Here is an 18,311-nt window from a genome sequence, read left to right on the forward strand (position 1 = left end):
GTGATCCTGGATGGTCGCAACGCGTCGTTGGGTGACGGGGTGCGGCGGGCGTTGGGTCGTGAGCCGCGGGACTTCGCGGACTACGCCCGTGAGGCTGCCGCCTCGGGCGTGTGGAACGTATGAGCCGGCTCGTCCCTGGTGGCCCCAACCGGCCTCCCCCGGACGGGTGTTGGAAGGGAAGCTGAACGGACTCTGGAGGTCTGGTCATGTCGGACGGCACAACGGTCTGGTCGAGCGAGCAGGGCATCGGCACACTGCCCGGCCACATCAAGGGCTTCGGCCTGATGCACGTGGCGATGCGCCGCGACGCGGCACGGCTGAGCGCCGCTGCCGCACGCGGCTCGTCGGGATCCACGGCGGAGCTGGCGGAGTGGTTCGGGCGGCTGCGCGCGGTGATCGACTGGCACCACCACAGCGAGGACGAGACCCTCTGGCCGTACCTGCGTGGCCGGATGGCCGGCTTCGACGGCGGCGGGGTCCTGGAGGAGGACCACGAGGCGCTGGACCGGTCGATGCGACGGGTGGCAGGGGTGCTCGGCTCCGGCCTGCGCACCGAACTGCCGGAGGCCGCACAGGCGTTCGAGGCCCTGGTGCGCGATCACCTCGGACATGAGGAACCGGTGGTGTTCCCGGCGCTGGCCGGCCTGCCGGTCGACGAGTACCTGCGGGTCGAGCGCCGGATCATCCAGAGCGCGCCGACCCGGGTGATGACCTACCTGCAGCCCTGGATGTTCGACGGCGCGGACGCGGCCGCCGTCCGGGCGGTGTCGGCCACCATCCCGGCCCCGGTGCGGCTGATCGGGCGGACGGTGCTGGAACGGCGGTACCGGCGCAGCCTGGCACCGGTGCTCTGAGTGGCGGTGCCGGGTACTGCCGGGCAGTACCCGGCGGTGCCAGGCGCCGCCAGGCACCGCAAGAGGCCGCAAGTGCCCTCCGGCGGGCCGCAGTTCCGGTAGTCGCGCTTCCGTTGCGCGACGCACCGCACCGTGGGCGGTGTCGTGTGTACCACGTTCGTCGGCACCGCAGCCCGCGGGCCGGGAGAGTGAAGGGGTCCTGAGATGCGTTCGGATCAGACCGCGGTTCCGCTGTCGTACTCCGCGCCGTCGGCCATCGGAGGTGTGGGGATGGGGAGTTCGGCGCACGCCGTCGGGCAGAGCAAGGCGACCGGGCCGCTGTTGGTGGGTGCCACCGTCGCGATGGGGTTGATGGCGGGGCTGTTCTTCGCCTTCGACGTGTCGGTGATGCCCGGTTTGGCGGCGAGTGATGACCGGACGTACGTGACGGCGATGCAGCACATCAACAAGTCCATCGAGAACGGCATGTTCGGCCTGGTGTTCGTCGGGGCGTTCGCGGCGACGGGTCTGGCGGCGTGGCTGCAGCACAAGGCGGGTCGTCGGCAGGCGGCGCTGTGGGCGGCGGCGGCGACGGTGCTGTACGTGGTGGCGCTGCTGGTGACGATGGGCGTCAACATCCCGCTCAACAACCAGCTGGCGGCGGCCGGTGACCCGTCCCAGATCCAGGACCTCGCGGCCGTGCGGGCCAAGTTCGCCGACACCTGGGTGCCGGTCAACATGCTTCGTACGGCGCTGTGCACGGGCGGCGTGCTCGCGCTGACCCGCTCCCTGGTGCTGCACGGCCGGTTCGGACGCGCCGGCCGCTGAGGCCCGTCCGCACCGCCTCGGGTGCCCGTCCGCCACCTGCGGACGGGCGCCTGCGCGTTCTCCCCGGTCCGGACCGGACCCGCCCGGTCCGGTGCGGACTGAACCGGACCGGACGAGGCCGGGTCGAACTGCGCCACGTGGCCGGGTGCGCCGGAGCGTGCGCCGGTGCGCCGGGTCGGTGACTTCGCCCAAATCACTTGGAGAGACATCGAGTTGGCGCAGGACCCGGATGTGGTGGAGCATGGGCGGGCCCGGTCTGTTGCGGCGCGCTTGCGCCGCGGCCGCGGCACCGTACGCGTGCTGGGGAGGAGGCGGGGCCGGTGAGTCCGGCAGATCGTCCGTTTCTGGTCCGGGGGAGGGCGGTACCCCTGGCCAGGTACCTGGCCGAAGAGGACATCGAGGGCCTGGTGGCGTGCTCGTGTATCGGCAACGAGGTGAGCATCGACCTCGCCGACACCCGGATCCTGGTGAGCCTGGTCGACATCGCCGACGTGGTCAGGCTCAACTTCCACATGGTCCAGGACGGCCCGGCCAAGCCCCGCTCCTGGTCGCGCCGGCTGCCCGCCGGCACCGGCCCGCGCGAGATCGCGGCCCGGATCGCGCTGGACGTCCGCACTCTGGAACGCGAGTTGGCGCCGCTGCGGCGCCGCCCGCCGGAGGTGCCACGGCAGCGCCGCCCGGGCTGACGGGGGAGAGGCGCCCGCGGGAACGGCCGGGCCCGGCAGCGGTGCGCTGCCGGGCCCGGCCGTGTCGGCGCCGTTACCGTTCCTGTCGGTACGTCAACGCCCCTGAAGGGAAAGGACATTGTTGCCGAAGGCCCAGTTCTTCGAACCGTCCCAGTTGACGGACCAGGTCATCAGCCCCTTGAGGCTGCTGAACGCCCCGCTGCCGTAGGAGTTCCAAGCCTGGGCGACCTGCCCGGTGCTCAGGTAGCCGCCGCCCGCGCCCGGCTGCGCGGGCAGACCGGGGACCTGCTTGTCGTACGGGACGCGGATCGTGGTGCCCTGGACGGTCAGGCCGTTGTTCAGGCAGGTGGTCTGGGCCGTGAAGCCCTGGACGGTGCCGGCCGAGTAGGAGTCACCGGAGCAGCCGTACATGCTGCCGTTGTAGTACTGCATGTTCAGCCACCAGAGCCGCCCGTTGTCCAGGTACTTCTTGATGACCGGCAGGTAGGCGCCCCAGATCGAGCCGTAGACGATGCTCGCGCCGGTGACGTAGGCGGTTTCTGGAGCCATGGTGAGGCCGAAGCCGGGCGGCATGGCGGCGAGGACGCCGTCGATGATGCGGATCAGGTTGGCCTGGGAGGGCGACAGCGAGGTGATGCTGCCGCTGCCGACCAGGCCGGTCTCGATGTCGATGTCGATGCCGTCGAAGTGGTTGGCCTGCAGGATCGGCACGATGGTGGAGACGAAGCGGTCGGCGACGGCGCTGTCGGACAGGTCGATGCCGGCCGCCGCGCCGCCGATGGACATCAGGACGGTCAGGCCGCTCGCCTTGGCGGCACAGACCTCGTCCGGGGTGGGGACCTTGACGCCGGTGTCCATGCCGTTCTGCCAGAGCGCGGTGCCGTCGGAGAGGATGACGGGGAAGGCGGTGGTGACCACGTTGTAGCCGTGGCCGGTGATCCGCTGGTCGGTCAACGGGATCCAGCCCAGCGGCGGGTGCACGCCGTTGGCGGCGCCGTCCCAGTTCTCCCAGTAGCCCTGCAGCACCTTGCGGGCCGGGCGCTGCTGCTGTCCGCAGCCGGTGGCTGCGGCGGCGGCGGTGGGTGTGGGGGGCGTGGTGGATGTGGGGCGGGCGATGGCCGTGGCGGGCGCGGTGGTGGCGGCGGAGGCCGTGGCGGTGGTGGGGGCGATCGCGGCGATAGCGAGCGCCAGGGCGCCGAGCAGGCGCGCGCTCCGGCGGGTGTGGTGGGTGCGGTGGCCTGCCCGGCGCAGGGCAGGGCGGAACGTACGGTGGGCCATGACGGTCTAGCTCCCTTCCGGCCATGGCTGACACGCCCCGTGGAGGTGGGGCGGCGTGGGGGTGGCCATGGCGAGGTGACGTGGGGGTGGTCGGTCGGCGGGAAGCCCGGCCGCGGCGCGTGTCGACGGCCCGGGTGGCGCAGCCGTGACACACACGTCGTCACCCGGCAGGGGGTGTGGTGCAGCCGCTGGGAATCGTAGGAGCGTGCCGATGGGCCGTCAATAGGTCTGGACCACTTGCCCTCCTGATGGCCGGCCCGGCCTCCGTCGGCAGGCCCGGGGACCACCGGATCCTGACCCCCTGTTAGGGTCGGCGGACGTGACGGACAGGGCGACGAAGCAGTACGAGGCGATGCTGGCACACTTCCCGCGAGCCGCCGAGCAGCGCGGTTTCGCCGTGGACCCGGCACAGCGGCCCGCCGTCGAGCGGTTGTCGCGGCTCGCCGGGGAACTCGCCCGCACCGGGCTGCTCCACCGCCGCCCTCCGCGCCACGTCTACCTGTGGGGCCCGGTGGGCCGGGGCAAGAGCTGGCTCGTGGACACCTTCCTGGACGGGCTGGCCACCTCGCACAAGCGGCGGCTGCACTTCCACGACTTCTTCCGCCGCCTGCACGAGGGCGTCGCCCTGCACACCGCCGACCCGCACCGGGACTCCGCCGGCGAGCGGGTGGCAGCGGTCGACCGGGCCGTGGACGAACTGCTCGACCACTGCCGGGTACTGGTCTTCGACGAGTTCCACGCCCACGACGCCGGGGACGCGATGCTGGTCGCCCGACTCTTCCGGAACCTGCTGGACCGGCGGATCACCCTGGTCACCACCTCCAACTACCCGCCCGCCGGGCTGATGCCGAACCCGCTCTACCACCACCTGTTCGAGCCGACGATCCGGCTGATCGAGGAGCGGATGGACGTGGTGGAGATCGCGGGCCCGGTGGACTTCCGCCGGGAGCGGGATCCGGAGTCGGAGCGGCAGCCGGTGGACGGCGGTCCGCAACGCTTCACGCAGGGCGCGCGGCTGCGGACCGGGGACACGAGCGGCCTGCACGCGCTCGGCCTCACCCCGCCGACCGCGGGCGAGGCGGCCGAGATAGTCGTGCACGGCCGCCCGCTGCCGGCGTCGGCGGTCCGCGACGGCGAGGCGTGGTTCGGCTTCACCGAGCTGTGCGAGGGGCTGACCTCGGCCGCCGACCAGCTGGCGCTCACCGAACGCTTCGCCACCCTGGTGCTCACCGGCGTACCGCCGCTGGCCGACACGACCCCGGACGGGCGACGGCGCTTCGCCGACCTGGTCGACATCTGCTGCGACCGGGACGTCCGGCTGGTGCTGATCGGTGCCGACCCGATCGGCGACCCGACCCCCGACGAGAACCTGTTCCGCGACCTGGACCGGACCGCGAGCCGCCTCGCCCTGCTCAGGTCTGCCTGACGACGGGGCCGGGCTCCGGGGCCGCAGACACCGGCTCCGTTCCCAACACGGTCGCCAACACAGTGCAGCGGCCGTCCCCCTGCCTTGGCAGGGCCGGGGAGTGCACCGGGGGGTGCTCGACGCCCGGCTGCCCTACGGGGTGACGCACGGGGCGACGATGGCCCTGCTCAAGGCCAACGTGGCCACGTCCGGCCCGATCCTGTGGAAGACGGGCTTCACGGCCTTCGGCCAGGAGCCCGTCTACGCCGTCCCACTGCGCCAGGGTCCTCCTTTGGATCAGGGGGCGGCCCAGAGGTAGATGCCTGCGATGTGCACCAACGGCTCTGGCCGCGCCCACGATGCGTCAGTCAAACGGCACACCACACCAGCGATCAGATGATCAGCAAGATGCGGCCTAGCGTGTCACCAGCCAGGACAGGCTCGCGGTCAGGTTCGCGCGCAGCGCCGGGTCCACCACGGCCGGGGTGGGGTCGGTCGCGACGGCGGTGAGGAGGTGCGGCCGGGTGCGGGGCCCGGTCAGCTTGAGCTCGGCGAGGTCCAGCGCGGTGCGGCCGGTGAGCCGGGGCAGCTCGCGCCCGTCCAGGAACCAGCGCAGCCGGGTGCCGGGCACCGGCAGGCCGACGCTCAGGCGGTCGGCCGCCGTGAGCCAACTGCCGGTGGCGGTGGGACTGGTGAGCGGGGTGGCGTGCCGGTAGAAGCCGGCGATCATCGCCTCGCGCCCGGGCAGGTTGAACTCCCGCCCGAGGGAGCGCATGATCGAGTTATCGGTCGGCCGGTACAGCCCGGCCGGGTAGTAGCCGCCGCCCTCGTACGCGCCGACCGTCCCGCCGTCCGGGGAGGCCTGCCCGAGCCAGCGGGACCACTTGGTGCCCTGCTGCTGCATCCGATCGGCCGTCAGCGTGCTGATGTTGGCCTGGGCCGGCTCGTCGCCCTGGTACGTGCCCTGGCCGTCGTACGCGTACTCGTCGGCGAGCTTGCCCAGCGAGTGCCCGGTCTCGTGCACCGCGATCTGCCCGGACTTGGCGTTCCCGCCCGCCACCGTGGCGATGCCCTCGTAGCCGAGCGACGACTTGACGTCGTTGTAGCCGGCGCCGCCGTACTTGGCGCTGTTGGCCACCACCAGCACCAGGTCCGCCTGCGGGGCCTTCGCCGCGTACCGCTCGACCGCCTTCTCATCGACGCAGAGCAGCCGCTCCACGCCGTCGCACCAGAAGTACGAGCCCAGCGCGGTGTGCCGCACCGTCGCCTGGTCCGGATCCCCGGTCACCCCCGACTCCGGCGAAACCGCCGACACCGCCCAGACGTTGAACAGCCCGCGGTAGGTGGCGTACGGCTCGACGGCGGTCACCTCGCGCCACTTCTCGGCCGCGTCCGTGAGGAACTTCTGCTGCTCCTGCGCGGCGTAGCCGTCGCCGATCACCACCACGTCCAGCTTGGTCGCCGGGTCGCCACTGCTGACCAGCGGCGTCACATCGCCGTCGCCCCGCACCGCAGCCGCGCCCTGGGCCGGAGCGGCGACGAAGGGAGACGCGGCCGGGGCCTGGACACGGGCGATGCTGCCGTCCTCGGCGAAGGCCTCCACCTGACGGGTGGGTGCTGCGGAGGCCGGCCCGCCGCTGGTCGGCGCGTTGTCGGCGGGCGCGCTCCAGGCGGGAGCGGAGCCGAGGAGTGCTGATGCGAGGGCGGCGGCGAGCAGGGCGGTGGTGGTTCTGGCGGCGATGCGGTGCACGGGTGTTGTCCTCCCCGGTGAGCGGTCTGTGGCCTGCCTCCTTCCCATGTCGGGGACCTGACAATCATGCGGTGCCCCGCCGGGCTTTACTCGATTCACTGGAACCGGGCGACAGCCGAGACGCGCCACGCGATGAGCCGGGAGCACCGCGCTGTGGCTGGGTGTCAGGTGTTGTTGGGGGTGTGGGGTTTGGTGGGTTTGGGTGTGGTGGTGTGGTTGGTGTGGGTGGTGGTTTGGTAGTTGGTGAGGTCGAGGTGGCGGGTTTGGTGGGTGAAGCGCCAGGTGTAGGTGGGCCAGATGGAGGGGTTGTTGTGGTGGGTGTCGGTGTACCAGCTGTGGCAGCCGCCGGTGTTCCAGACGGTGTTTTTGAGGCGGGTTTGGAGGGTGTGGTTGTAGGTGGTTTGGGCTTGTTGGTGGGGTTCGAGGGTGGTGAGGTGGTGGGTGTTGAGGGTTTTGAGGGCGTTGAGGATGTAGGTGATTTGGGCTTCGATGATGACGGTTTGGGAGGAGTGGCCGAGGGTGGTGTTGGGGCCGAGGATCATGAAGAGGTTGGGGTAGCCGTGGATGGTGGTGCCGCGGTGGGCGGTCATGCCGTGGGTGTTCCAGGTGTGGGCGAGGGTGGTGCCGTTGCGGCCGTGGATGCGGTGGGCGATGGGGCGGTTGGTGGCGGTGAAGCCGGTGGCGAGGATGATGGTGTCGATGTGGCGTTGGGTTCCGTTGGTGGTGGTGATGTGGGTGGGGCCGATGTGGGTGATGGTGTCGGAGATGATGTTGACGTTGGGTTGTTGGATGGCGGGGTACCAGGTGTTGGAGAAGAGGAGGCGTTTGCAGCCGACGGTGTAGTCGGGGGTGAGGCGTTTGCGGAGGGTGGGGTCGGGGACGGATTTTTTGAGGTGGCCGGCGGCCATGTTTTTCATGCCGGTGGTGCGGGAGGGGCGGGACATGAAGAAGGCGATGATTTCGCGGCCGTTTTTGTTGAAGGTGCGGCGGAAGTGTTGGTAGCCGGGGAGGTGGCGGAGCATCCAGGTGTGGCGGGGGGTGTTGGGTTTGTCGGGTTTGGCGGCGATCCAGGGGGGTGTGCGTTGGTAGAGGTCGAGGCGGGCGACGTGGGGTTGGATTTCGGGGACGAATTGGATGGCGGAGGCGCCGGTGCCGATGACGGCGATGTTGCGGCCGGTGAGGTCGTGGTCGTGGCGCCATTGGGAGGAGTGGAAGACGGTGCCGGTGAAGGTGTCGAGGCCGGGGATGTCGGGCAGGGCGGGGTCGGAGAGGTAGCCGGTGCCGGTGACGAGGATTTGGGCGGTGTAGTGGCCGTGGGTGGTGTGGAGGTTCCAGTGGTGGTGGGTGTCGTTCCAGCGGGCTTCGAGGAGTTCGTGGCCGTAGCGTAGGTGGGGTTGGACGCCGTAGCGGTGGGCGCAGTCTTTGAGGTAGGCGTGGACTTCGGCTTGGGTGGCGAAGGTGGATTTCCATTCGGGGTTGCGGGCGAAGGAGTAGGAGTAGAGGTGGGCTTGGACGTCGCAGGCGCAGCCGGGGTAGGTGTTGTCGCGCCAGGTGCCGCCGAGGTCGTCGGCGCGTTCGAAGACGAGGAAGTCGTTTTCGCCGGCGCGTAGGAGGCCGATGGCGGTGCCGAGGCCGGAGATGCCGGCGCCGATGACGGCGACTTTGAGGTGGCGTACGGCGGGGCCGTCGGTGGTGTGGGTGGTGGTGGCGGGCGTGGGGGCGTCGGCGGGGGTGTGTGCGGGGGTGGTGGTGGCCGCGCCGGCGGCGGTGACGGTGGCGGCCGGGGCCGGGGCCGTGGTGGTGGCGGCTGTGGTGGCCGGGGCTGTGGTAGTGGTGGCGGCTGTGGTGGCCGGGGCTGTGGTGGTGGTCGTGCGGGCGGCGGTGGCGCCCGGGGCTGTGGTGGCTGTGCCGGCGGTGGTGGGTGTGGTGGTGTGGGGGTGGGGGGTGGCCCCCGCCGCGGGGGCGGTGGGGGCCGTGGTGTGGGTGTGGGGTGTGGTGGGGGTGGTGCGGTCGGGGGTGGTGGTCATGGTGTGGGTGTCCTGTTCTGGGGTGGCCGGTGGTTGGTTCTGGGTGGCCTGGGTGGGTCAGGGGCGGCGGGTGAGGGTGACGCGGAAGTTGTTGAAGATGTGGTCTTCGAGGGTGTAGGCGAAGATGTCGAGGTAGCGTTCGAAGCGGGCGACGGTGGTTTCGTCGGTCATGGTGACGGCTTCGTCGCGGCGGGCGGCGAGGAGTTGGAGCCAGGCGCGGCAGGCGCGGGCGAAGGATTCGGGTTCGTTGCGGATCTCGGTGACTTCGAAGAGGCCGTCGAGGCCGGAGGCGAGTTCGGGCAGGCGGGGGATGTGGCAGCCTTCGAATTCTTCGCGCTGGAGGAATTTGAGGTCGTCGAGGAGCTGGCGGCGCAGGGGCGGGTTCTCGACGGTCATGGTGTGCAGGACGAAGCGGGCGCCGGGCTTGAGGAGGGAGTGGACCTGCTTGAAGAAGACGCGGTAGCGCTGGGTGCGTTCCTTGGGGGTGAGGGAGGAGAGCACGAAGTGTTCGAGGGCGTTGATGCAGAACGCGGCGTCGTAGGCTTCCTCGCCTGGGGTGAGGCGGTGGTCTTCCCAGCTTTCCACGCGGGCTTCGATGGCGGGGTTGCCCAGGGCGTGGACGAAGTCGGCCTGGGTGCGGGAGAGGGTGACGCCTACGGCGCGGTGGACGCCGTGGACGGTGGTGAGGCGGTTGAGCATGGTGCCCCAGCCGCAGCCGATGTCGAGGACCTTGGTGCTGTGGGCGGCGCGGGCGAGGTCGGTGAAGGCGTCGAGCTTGCGTTCCTGGGCTTCGTCCAGGACGGCGACGAGGTCTTCGCCGTCTTCCCAGTAGCCGCCGGAGTACATCATGGTCGGGCCCAGGATGAGCCGGTACAGCTCGTTGGGGACTTCGTAGTGGTGGCGGATGGCCTCGACGTCGGGGTTGATGGAGCGGGCTTCGACGGTGGTCATGGGATGGGCCCCTCGAGTGGTGGTGGCGGATACAGGGGAATGCGGGTCCGGGCGCCGGCGGCGCCGTGCGGGCCGTAGGCGCCGCCCGCACAAGGCGGCGTGTGCGTGGCCGTGTGTGCTGAACCGGTCTGCCAGTGCGGGGTGTTGGTGCTTTCCGTGTGGCCGGCGGGTCCTGCGCGCTTGCCCGGTGGTGCCGGGTGGCGCGTGGTTGCGGTCGTGCCGCGTTGAACGGGCTTGCTTGTGTGGGTTGTTGGTGCTTTCCGCGTGGCCTGCCGGTCCGGCGCGCTGCCCGGTGGTGCCGGGTGGGGTGTGCGTGGCTGTGCTCTGCCGAGCCGGCCTGCTTGTGCGTGTCGCTGTTGCTTCACGTGTGGCCGGCCGGTCCGGCGCGCTGCCCGGTGGTGCCGGGTGGCGCGTGGTTGCGGTCGTGCCGTGCTGAACCGGCCTGCCCGTGTGGGTTGTTGGTGCTTTCCGCGTGGCTTGCCGGTCCGGCGCGCTTGCCGGGTGGTGCCGGGTGGGGTGTGCGTGGCTGTGCTCTGCCGAGCCGGCCTGCTTGTGCGTGTCGCTGTTGCTTCACGTGTGGCCGGCGGGTCCGGCGCGCTGCCCGGTGGTGCCGGGTGGGCTGTACGTGGCTGTGCTCTGCCGAGCCGGCCTGCCAGTGCGTGTCGCTGTTGCTTCACGTGTGGCCGGCGGGTCCGGCGCGCTGCCCGGTGGTGCCGGGTGGCGCGTGGTTGCGGTCGTGCCGCGTTGAACCGGCCTGCCTGTGTGGGTTGTTGGTGCTTTCCGCGGCCACTGCCGGTCCGGTGCGCGTACCGGGTGGTGCCGGTGGGCTGGTGGGTTGGTGGCGGGCCGTTGGGTGCGGTCCGTGCGGTGTGCCTGCCTGCCTGCCTGCCGGCGGGCCTGTCGGCCCGGGCGGCTGGTGCTGGTGGCGGGTTGTGCTGGTCGTTCCGGCCGGCTGGTGGTGCTGGTGGCCGGGTTGGTTGTTCGTGGTGGTCGGGTTGGTGCTGGTTGGTGGTGTGCCGGTGGGCGTGCGGGTGCGGTGTGTTGTGGGGTCAGGTAAGCGTGTGTCTCGCAAGTGGTGCGCAAGGGGGGTGGGGGTGGGGGGTTGCGGGGCGTTTGCGTGGGTGGGGGTTTCATGCGGTTTCGACAAGGCACGCGGTCTTCGTGGCCGGGTTGCTTCCCTTTCGTCTCGTCTCATCTGGTTTCGGCGGGCGGGGTGGTGCGTGTTCGGGCCTGTGCCGTTCCTTCTGTTGTGGGGGCGGTCCGCTGGTCCTTCCGGCCGTCCGGTCCTTCCGGCCGTCCGGCCGTCCGGCCGTCCGGTCTATCCGGTCTATCCGGTCTGTTTGGTCTGTTTGTTCTGTTGTGTCTGGTCCTTGTGGTGCCTGTGTCGGGCGCGTGGTGTGTGAGGGCGGGACGTGGCGGGCGGACCGGTGGGTGGTCTGGTGGGTGGTCTGGGGGGTGTTGTGTTGGTCTCTTTCGTGTCTTGTTCGGGTGGCGGGCCTGGTGGGTCGGCTTCCTTGTTTGTTCCCTATTCGACGCGTTGACAGCTGTCCGTTTCCCTGTTGTGGGGGGCGGGCGAGGAGAGGAAACGATCACTCATGTCGCAGATCCCGACCATCGAGGACCTGGCCCAGCAGTTGCAGGCGGTGTCCGGTGCGCAGGAGATCGACGCGGACGCGGCGTTGCAGCACATCGCGGACGTGGACTCGCTGGATTTGATGGAGTGGCTGTACGGGTTCCAGAACCAGTACCCGCACATTCCGGCGGATGAGTCGTTGTTCGCGGACATCGACGACTCGACGACGTTGCGGGTGGTTCACGAGCGGATCCTGGCGCTTGTGCCGGGTGAGGGTCGTTGAGGCCGCGGGGGGTGGGGAGGAGAGGGGCGGGGTGATGAGTGGTTTCGACGTCACCGGCTGGGGGATGTCGGTGCCCGAGCGGGTGGTGACCAGTGCGGAGCTCGCGGAGCGTTTCGGTGTGGACGAGCACTGGATCGTGTCGCGGTGCGGGATCCGGGAGCGGCGGGCGGTGGGGCCGGGGCAGAGCACGGCGTCGATGGCGGTGGAGGCGGGGCGCCGGGCGTTGGAGCGGGCGGGTCTGACGGGTGCGGATATCGCGCATCTGATCGTGGCGACGGCTACTCCGGAACAGCCTTCGCCGGCGACGTCGGCGTTCGTGCATGACGAGTTGGGGATCGCGGGCAGTGCGCATGATGTGAACTCGGAGTGTGCGGGTTTCGTGTATGCGCTGGTCACGGCGGTGGGTCTGATGCGTATGGATCCGCGGCCGGTCCTGGTGATCGGTTCGGACACGCACACGTTGACGGCGAATCCCGCGGATCGGGACCTGTCGATCCTGGTGGGTGACGGTGCGGGCGCGGTGGTCCTGGTTCCGGGTCCGGTGGAGCGGATCCGGGCGTGGAACCTGGGTGCGGACGGCTCGTGCAAGGACAGTCTGAAGGTCCTGGCGGGTGGTTCGCGGATGCCCACCACCGCGGACACCGTGGCGCAGGGTCTGCACTACGCGCAGATCAACGGCAATGAGATCTATCTCAATGCCGTGCGCTACACGGTCCGTACGATCCGCGAGACCCTGGAACAGGCGAAGGCCGGCGCGGGGGATGTGGACCATGTGGTTCCGCATCAGGCGAACATCCGCATCATCAACTCGGTGCTCGCCCATACCGGGATTCCCGCCGATCGTCTGGTCACCAATCTCGAGCGGTACGGCAACACGGCTTCGGGGTCGATCCCGATCGCGTTGGCGGAGGCGCTGGACGCGGGGCGGATCAAGGACGGTGACACGGTGTTGCTGGCCGGTTTCGGCGCGGGGATGACGTGGGGCTCGGTCCTGATGACCTGGGGAGGCGTCCGGTGAGCGGCAGGGAGGCTTTCGGGGTGCGTCCGGTGGCGCCGGTGGCGTTGGTCACCGGTGCGTCCGGCGGGTTGGGCAGTGAGCTGGCGGTGGCGCTGGACGCGGCCGGGTGCCGTGTCGCGGTCCACTACAACAGTTCCCGTGCGGGGGCGGAGAAGACCTGCGCGCGGTTGTCCAACGACCATGTCATGGTCACCGGTGACGTCGCGGACTTCGAGCAGGTCGGTGCCATGTACGAGCGGGTCCGGGAGGCGCTGGGGCCGGTGGAGGTGCTCGTCAACAACGGCGCGGTCCGCAAGGACGCGCTGATGGCCATGCAGGACCCGGCGCAGTGGCGGCAGGTGATCGACACCAATCTCGTCGGTTCCTTCCACACGGCGCGGGTGTGTGTGCCGGCGATGCTGCGCGCGCGTTGGGGACGCATCGTCAACATCGTGTCTCCGTCCGCGCTGATCGCGACGGCCGGGCAGACCGCCTACTCGGCGTCCAAGGCGGGGCTGATCGGTCTGACCCGTACTCTGGCGGCGGAGTGCGGGCGTCGGGGGGTGACCGTCAATGCCCTGTCACCCGGCTTCATGATCACCGGTATGACGGACACGCTGCCCGAGCACGTCGTCGCCGGCATGCGTGACAAGGTCCCCGTGCCGCGTTTCGTCACCCCGGGTGAGGTCGCCCGCTCGATCACCCTGTTCCTCGACCAGGACTGCATGACCGGCCAGGTCATCAGCATCGACTCCGGCGCTTCCATCACCTGACCCGCCCCCGGCCCGGCCCTGTCCCCGTCCCCGGTTCCTGCCGTCCGGGGGCGGGGGCGCACCCGTCGTCGGGCGGTTCGGGCTTCGGGGGGCCGGTGGCCGGGGCCCGCCGCCCCTGTCCCCGGGTCCCGCTCCGCCCCCGTCCCCGTCCCCGTCCCCGGCTCTTACCGTTCGGGGGCGGGGCGCACTCGTTGCCCGCCGGTACGGGTACCGGGGGCCGGTGTCCGGGCGCGGGACAGGACGGGCGCGGGACAGGAGGAGGCCGGGCCGGAGCCGGTATGCCCGTCCCTGCTCCTGGCTCGTACCGGCCGGGGGCCTGCGGTGGTACGGGCTCCGGGGGGTCGGGCGGGTTCGGGCGGGTTCTGGCCGGGGGTCGGAGACGAGCCCGAGGCGGTAGGCGGTAGGCGGTAGGCGGTAGGCGGTAGGCGGGCGGGTGCGGGGGCCAGGGCCGGGGTGGTGGCCATGCCCCGGCTCTGGAGGAGTGTCCCGTCTGGGGGTTGAGACCGTAGGTTGTGCGGGTGTCGGGTCGTCTGAGTGTGGCGGTGTGTCCCGGTCGTGAACTCGCCTGCCCGGCGCCTGTGACGCCTCGCGGGAATGGGCGGGGTCCCGCTGGTGTGCGACGAGTGTGGATGTGGCGCCACCCATCGTGTCGTGGTGTCACCCGAGGGCGCCGAGGTTGTCGCTTCAGGAGGCGGTTACCTGCGTGCCAGGTTCGAGTTGCTCGACTGGGCGTGCTCGAGGGTGGTTGCCGAGGGCGGTGTCTTTCGCCATTACGTGGTGCCGGGCGCCGACCGGTCGCTGCTGGACGGGTTCCTCGCGCTCCTGGCCGCCCGGATGCCCGGCAGCTGAGCCGTCAGGCTCTGCGCTCGTAGTGCTCGTGGCGCCGGTTGAGCCGGCGGGAGGCGCCCGGCCACGTGATCGTGTGTTCGGCGACCCGGCGGTGGTGTCCCCGGGTGCTGGCTTGAGTCCACGCCCGGCCGGGCGATGCGGGCGGTGATGCCGTGCTCGCGCAGGAGACGCCGGGTGAAGGGGCGGTCGTGGGCTGTGTCCGCGTGCGGCTTGGCGGGCCGTCGGCGACGTGGCCCGCGTCGGGAGCGGGTGGGCGGGATCGGGGCCAGGAGCGGTTCGAGGGCCTGGCCGTCGTGGAGGTTCGCTCCGCAGGGGCCGACCGCGAGCGGGGTGGCGTTGCGGTCGTAGATCAGGTGGATCTTTGATTCCTTCTCGCCGTGGTCGGTCGGATTCGGTCCGGTCGGTGGCCCCTTGGTGAGAGCGTGGATGCTCGCTGGATCGATCGCCGCCCGCGACCGGTCGAGTTCTCCGCCGGCCCCGAGTTCGTCCGGGACGACGTGGTAGAGCTTGGCCCACACGCGTGCGGCGGTCCATGCGGTGAAGCGCCGGTGGGCGCTCTGCCAGGGCGCTCCGGACACGGGCGGGAGCCGGCGCCGGCTGCCCCCGGTGCTGGTCACGAACACGATTGCGGCCGGCACCTGGCGGTCGCCGGCCCGCCGTCGGCGCCCGCCCTGTGGCCGTACCGCAGGCTCGGGCACGACGCGCTGGAACAGGTCCCACAGCTCGTCCGGGACCGACCGTTCACCTGTGTCCACGCGCTACGGAACGACTGGTCCCCGAACGAGACACTCTCCGACAGGCGAGGCCGGGGCGGGCGGCGTGCCCGCCGGGTGGGGCATCCGTCTCCCGGTCCTGCGGGCCCGTACCGGCCGGGCCCGTTCCGGCCGGGCCCGTTCCGGCCGGGGCCGGGGGCGTGCCCCGGGCGGTGCGGGTGCCGGGGTTCGGGCGGGGGCGGTGCCCGGGCTTGGGGCGGGGCGTGCCCGCCCTCCGGGCGCGACCCGGGGGAGGCGGTGCTGTCGGCGGTGGTGCGGGTGTGCGGGGGCCGGGGTGTTCTCCGGGAGCGGGGCCGGGGTGGTGGTGGCCGCGTCCCGGCTCCGACAGGGGCGGGTGGGGGTGTGGGTGGCTTCGTGTCCGGGGGCCGGGCCGTGGGCGGCGGTGCGGGCGGTGGTCGTCGCTGTCGGCCGAAGGGGTGTGCATCCGTCAGGTCCGTGTCCGCGTGCTCCGGCCCGGTGCCGGCCGGATGCGGGGTGCTGGTCGTGGTGGTCCCGGGTCGCGGTGGTCTTCTTCTGCGTCTCGGGGCCGCTCGGCTGTTCCCGGGACCGTGGCGGGTTCCTCGTCGCGGACCTGGTGCGGGGGTATGTGCGCGGGCGCGGTGGCGGTGGGCATGGTGGCGGGGGACGCGGGGTGGGCGGGGTTTCGGCCCGGGCGGGTTCTTGGCCGGGCCGGCTGCCCGCGCGAGAAAGGGGCGGGCGGATGCGGGGGAGGGGCGGAGGGGGGAGGGGCTGAGAGGGGAGGGGCGGAGGGGGGAAGTGGGGGAACGGGGGCGGCGGCCCGTATCCCCCCCTTTTTTCCTGCCCGCCGTAGCGGGTGGGGTGGGGACGCGGGCCGCCGCGTGCACGCGCGCCGGGGCGCGTGGGGTGGGTCAGTTGAGGGCGGCGAGGGCGGCCTCGTAGTTCGGCTCGTCGGCGATCTCGGCGACGAGTTCGGTGTGCAGGACGGTGTCGTTCTCGTCCAGGACGACCACGGCGCGGGCGGTCAGGCCGGCCAGCGGCCCGGAGTTGATGGCCACGCCGTAGGCGTCGTGGAAGTCGCGTCCGCGCAGGGTGGAGAGGGTCTTGACGTTGTCCAGGCCCTCGGCGCCGCAGAACCGGGCCTGCGCGAAGGGCAGGTCGGCGGAGATGCAGAGGACGACGGTGTTGTCCAGCGCGCCGGCCTGGGCGTTGAAGGTGCGCACCGACGTCGCGCAGGTGGGGGTGTCGATGCTGGGGAAGATGTTGAGGACCTTGCGGGCGCCCGCGAAGTCGTTCAGCGAGGTGTCCGCCAGTCCCGTGCCGACCAGCGTGAACGCCGGGGCCTGGCTGCCCGAGGCGGGCAGCGCGCCGCCGACCTCGACCGGGTTCCCCTTCAGCGTGACCTGAGCCATGAAAAGCCTCCTACCAGCGGTGTACGGGTGTGCAACGCCGCCGATCCTACTGCCCGCCCGTGTTCCGTCCGCCGGGCGACCACCGGCTGGACACCCCCGCCCCCACGTGCCTGCCCCGAGGAGGGGCGGAAGGAGGGGCGGGCGCAAGCGAGGGCAGGGGCAGGGGCGGGGGGTCCGTGTGGTGGCGGTGGCGGTGGCGCGCCGGGGCGGGGGAGGGGCCAGGTGGACCGGAAGGGGCCGCCGTACCGGGGGAGGATCCCGGGGCTGCCGTCGGGGAGGGCGGGTTCGGGGGCGGGGGCGGGGGTGCGGATGGGGTCGCGGCCGCGGATGACGGGGATGGGGCGGACGGTGGCCTGGAAGGGCGGTGTTGCCGGCGGCGCCGAACGGCAGGGCGGGGCGGTGGCCGGCCCGGGTGCGGGCGACTACGGCGGGCCGGGCCGGGCCGGGCGGGGCGGACGGAGGTGACGGTGTGGCCGTGGGCGCGTCGGCCGCGTTCGGTGGTGCCGGGTAGGGCGCCGTACTCGGCTTCGCCGACCCTGGCGGTGGTGTGGCGCGCGCGGGTGCCGGCGGCGGTGCCGATGCCGGTAGCCGTGGCGCGGCCGGGGCAGTGTCCACCGCTTCCGCTTCCGCTTCCGGTGGCGGTGGCGGTGGTGCTGTGTCCGGTGGAGCGGGCCGGGCGTCGCGGTGGCGCGGCGGGGGAAGGGATGGCGGAGACGGCCTCGTCGAGGAGGGTGTCGAGGGCCTGGACGGCCTGGCGGGGGGTGTCTGGGGGGCGTGCGGCGCCGGTGGCGGTGGTGCGTGGTTGTCCGGGGAGGAGGGGCGCGGGCCCGGCACGGCTCCGCCCGTGTCCGTGGCCGCATCGCGGGCCGGGGTGGTCATCGGGGGCTCTGACGGGTGGCGTGGTCGTACTCTGCCCGGCGGCGGTTACCGCTGCCGAGGACCACGGCGGCCCCCGAGAAGATTCCCCGTCCCGGTTCCGCAGCCGGGCCCCACGCCCGCAGTCCACGCCCGCAGTCCACGCCCGCAGTCCACGCCCGCAGTCCGGGCCCGCAGTCCGGGCCCGCAGTCCGGGCCCGCAGTTCGGGCCGTGACAGGGCGTCATCCCGTCTGTGAGAGCATCGCCGGGTGCGTCGACTCACCGTCCTGGGGACCAGTGCCGCCTATCCCGAAGCGGGCCGGGCCGCCAGCGGGTTCCTCCTCGAGTACGACGGCTACCGCCTCGTTCTCGACCTCGGCTACGCCACTTTCCCCCGCCTGCTCGAGCACACCGGCGTCACCGGCCTCGACGCCGTCGTCATCACCCATGAACACCCCGACCACTGTGCCGACCTCAGCGCCCTGTGCCGGGCCCGCTACTTCGCCGCTGCCCGCCCGCCCCGCCTGCCCCTGTACTGCACTCCCGGCGTCGTCACCCGCGTCCAGGCGATGGAACCCACCGAAGACCTCCACGACGTCTTCGACATCCGCCCCCTGCCCGCCACCGCCACCGCCTCCCACCGCGCGGGCCCGCTGCGTCTGGACACCGTGCCGCTGCCTCACCATGTCCCGCACGCGGGCGTGCGCCTGAGTGCCCCGGGTCTCACCCTCGCCTACAGCGGCGACGCGGGTCCCGGCCCGGGCCTGGCCGGCCTGGCCGCCGGCGCCGACCTGTTCGTCGCCGGTGCCACCGTGTGCGGTGACGGCCCCGGCGACCCGTACCTGCTGAGCGCCGCCCAGGCCGGGCAGTGGGCCAAGCGGGCCGGCGCGGCCCGGCTCCTGCTCACCCACTTCTGGCCCGGTACCGACCGCACCGTCGCGCTCGCCGAGGCCCGCCGCGCCTTCGGAGGCGACGTCACCGCCGCCGAGGAGGACCTGCAGCTGCCCCTGTGAGCGGCCCCGGCCGTCCGCGGGACCGGCGGCGGTTTCGCAGCGTGCGGGGACGGCCGGATCCGTACG

General features: G+C 72.0%; 15 protein-coding genes and 1 pseudogene. 10 read left to right on the top strand and 6 right to left on the bottom strand.

Annotation, left to right across the window (positions count from 1 at the left end):
• The 4 genes and pseudogenes from ACIBEC_RS42370 to ACIBEC_RS42385 form a co-directional block, all read left to right on the top strand.
• Window positions 1-123: pseudogene (locus tag ACIBEC_RS42370) on the top strand (NmrA family transcriptional regulator); the annotation flags it as partial.
• 83 nt (window positions 124-206) lie between these two features.
• Window positions 207-854 (top strand): hemerythrin domain-containing protein, encoded by a 648-nt coding sequence (locus ACIBEC_RS42375; RefSeq protein WP_360510339.1) that lies wholly within the window; start codon window positions 207-209, stop codon window positions 852-854.
• Between the two features lie 204 nt (window positions 855-1,058).
• Complete coding sequence (locus ACIBEC_RS42380) at window positions 1,059-1,661, top strand: DUF1772 domain-containing protein (RefSeq protein ID WP_396290348.1); 603 nt, start codon at window positions 1,059-1,061, stop codon at window positions 1,659-1,661.
• Window positions 1,662-1,981: 320 nt separating this feature from the next.
• Window positions 1,982-2,347: a hypothetical protein gene (locus ACIBEC_RS42385; protein WP_360508528.1), complete on the top strand. Its 366-nt coding sequence runs from the start codon at window positions 1,982-1,984 to the stop codon at window positions 2,345-2,347.
• Between the two features lie 93 nt (window positions 2,348-2,440).
• Here the strand turns inward: ACIBEC_RS42385 and ACIBEC_RS42390 are convergent, their stop codons facing one another.
• Window positions 2,441-3,625, bottom strand: coding sequence for a chitinase (locus ACIBEC_RS42390; RefSeq protein WP_360508525.1), 1,185 nt, complete (start codon window positions 3,623-3,625; stop codon window positions 2,441-2,443).
• Between the two features lie 319 nt (window positions 3,626-3,944).
• Between ACIBEC_RS42390 and zapE the strand changes: the two genes are divergently transcribed.
• Window positions 3,945-5,051, top strand: coding sequence for a cell division protein ZapE (gene zapE / locus ACIBEC_RS42395; protein WP_360508522.1), 1,107 nt, complete (start codon window positions 3,945-3,947; stop codon window positions 5,049-5,051).
• A gap of 100 nt (window positions 5,052-5,151) precedes the next feature.
• The gene (locus ACIBEC_RS42400; RefSeq protein ID WP_360508519.1) at window positions 5,152-5,349 is read left to right on the top strand and encodes a hypothetical protein; all 198 of its coding nucleotides are present in this window, start codon (window positions 5,152-5,154) and stop codon (window positions 5,347-5,349) included.
• Between the two features lie 96 nt (window positions 5,350-5,445).
• Here ACIBEC_RS42400 and ACIBEC_RS42405 read toward each other — a convergent pair whose 3' ends face one another.
• The 3 genes from ACIBEC_RS42405 to ACIBEC_RS42415 form a co-directional block, all read right to left on the bottom strand.
• Window positions 5,446-6,780, bottom strand: a complete 1,335-nt coding sequence (locus ACIBEC_RS42405; RefSeq protein ID WP_360508516.1) for a M64 family metallopeptidase — start codon at window positions 6,778-6,780, stop codon at window positions 5,446-5,448.
• A 164-nt stretch (window positions 6,781-6,944) separates the two neighbouring features.
• Window positions 6,945-8,807, bottom strand: coding sequence for an NAD(P)/FAD-dependent oxidoreductase (locus ACIBEC_RS42410; protein WP_360508513.1), 1,863 nt, complete (start codon window positions 8,805-8,807; stop codon window positions 6,945-6,947).
• Between the two features lie 57 nt (window positions 8,808-8,864).
• Window positions 8,865-9,758: a class I SAM-dependent methyltransferase gene (locus tag ACIBEC_RS42415; protein ID WP_360508510.1), complete on the bottom strand. Its 894-nt coding sequence runs from the start codon at window positions 9,756-9,758 to the stop codon at window positions 8,865-8,867.
• Window positions 9,759-11,353: 1,595 nt separating this feature from the next.
• Between ACIBEC_RS42415 and ACIBEC_RS42420 the strand changes: the two genes are divergently transcribed.
• From ACIBEC_RS42420 to ACIBEC_RS42430, 3 genes are read left to right on the top strand one after another with little or no spacing between them, the layout of a single operon-like run.
• Window positions 11,354-11,614 (top strand): hypothetical protein, encoded by a 261-nt coding sequence (locus ACIBEC_RS42420; RefSeq protein WP_360508507.1) that lies wholly within the window; start codon window positions 11,354-11,356, stop codon window positions 11,612-11,614.
• A 34-nt stretch (window positions 11,615-11,648) separates the two neighbouring features.
• Entirely contained in the window at window positions 11,649-12,632 is a 984-nt protein-coding gene (locus ACIBEC_RS42425) for a ketoacyl-ACP synthase III (protein ID WP_360508505.1), read from the top strand.
• Window positions 12,633-12,661: 29 nt separating this feature from the next.
• Complete coding sequence (locus ACIBEC_RS42430) at window positions 12,662-13,384, top strand: SDR family NAD(P)-dependent oxidoreductase (protein ID WP_396290353.1); 723 nt, start codon at window positions 12,662-12,664, stop codon at window positions 13,382-13,384.
• A 770-nt stretch (window positions 13,385-14,154) separates the two neighbouring features.
• Here the strand turns inward: ACIBEC_RS42430 and ACIBEC_RS42435 are convergent.
• Window positions 14,155-14,988 (bottom strand): IS5 family transposase, encoded by an 834-nt coding sequence (locus ACIBEC_RS42435; protein ID WP_360508499.1) that lies wholly within the window; start codon window positions 14,986-14,988, stop codon window positions 14,155-14,157.
• A gap of 887 nt (window positions 14,989-15,875) precedes the next feature.
• Window positions 15,876-16,376: a thiol peroxidase gene (gene tpx, locus ACIBEC_RS42440; protein ID WP_360508496.1), complete on the bottom strand. Its 501-nt coding sequence runs from the start codon at window positions 16,374-16,376 to the stop codon at window positions 15,876-15,878.
• Window positions 16,377-17,501: 1,125 nt separating this feature from the next.
• On the opposite strand from tpx, the gene ACIBEC_RS42445 reads away from it, so the two are divergent.
• Window positions 17,502-18,245 (top strand): MBL fold metallo-hydrolase, encoded by a 744-nt coding sequence (locus tag ACIBEC_RS42445; RefSeq protein ID WP_360508493.1) that lies wholly within the window; start codon window positions 17,502-17,504, stop codon window positions 18,243-18,245.
• Window positions 18,246-18,311: the final 66 nt, after the last annotated feature.

This window comes from Kitasatospora sp. NPDC051164, assembly GCF_044455625.1.
Taxonomy (GTDB): Bacteria; Actinomycetota; Actinomycetes; order Streptomycetales; family Streptomycetaceae; genus Kitasatospora.

What these genes read in the sequence shown, in the direction of transcription:
- ACIBEC_RS42375 (WP_360510339.1), top strand. Translation starts at nt 207, where the DNA reads ATGTCGGACGGCACAACGGTCTGGTCGAGCGAGCAGGGCATCGGCACA.
- ACIBEC_RS42380 (WP_396290348.1), top strand. Translation starts at nt 1,059, where the DNA reads ATGCGTTCGGATCAGACCGCGGTTCCGCTGTCGTACTCCGCGCCGTCG.
- ACIBEC_RS42390 (WP_360508525.1), bottom strand. Translation starts at nt 3,625, where the DNA reads ATGGCCCACCGTACGTTCCGCCCTGCCCTGCGCCGGGCAGGCCACCGC.
- ACIBEC_RS42410 (WP_360508513.1), bottom strand. Translation starts at nt 8,807, where the DNA reads ATGACCACCACCCCCGACCGCACCACCCCCACCACACCCCACACCCAC.
- ACIBEC_RS42415 (WP_360508510.1), bottom strand. Translation starts at nt 9,758, where the DNA reads ATGACCACCGTCGAAGCCCGCTCCATCAACCCCGACGTCGAGGCCATC.
- ACIBEC_RS42420 (WP_360508507.1), top strand. Translation starts at nt 11,354, where the DNA reads ATGTCGCAGATCCCGACCATCGAGGACCTGGCCCAGCAGTTGCAGGCG.
- ACIBEC_RS42425 (WP_360508505.1), top strand. Translation starts at nt 11,649, where the DNA reads ATGAGTGGTTTCGACGTCACCGGCTGGGGGATGTCGGTGCCCGAGCGG.
- tpx (WP_360508496.1), bottom strand. Translation starts at nt 16,376, where the DNA reads ATGGCTCAGGTCACGCTGAAGGGGAACCCGGTCGAGGTCGGCGGCGCG.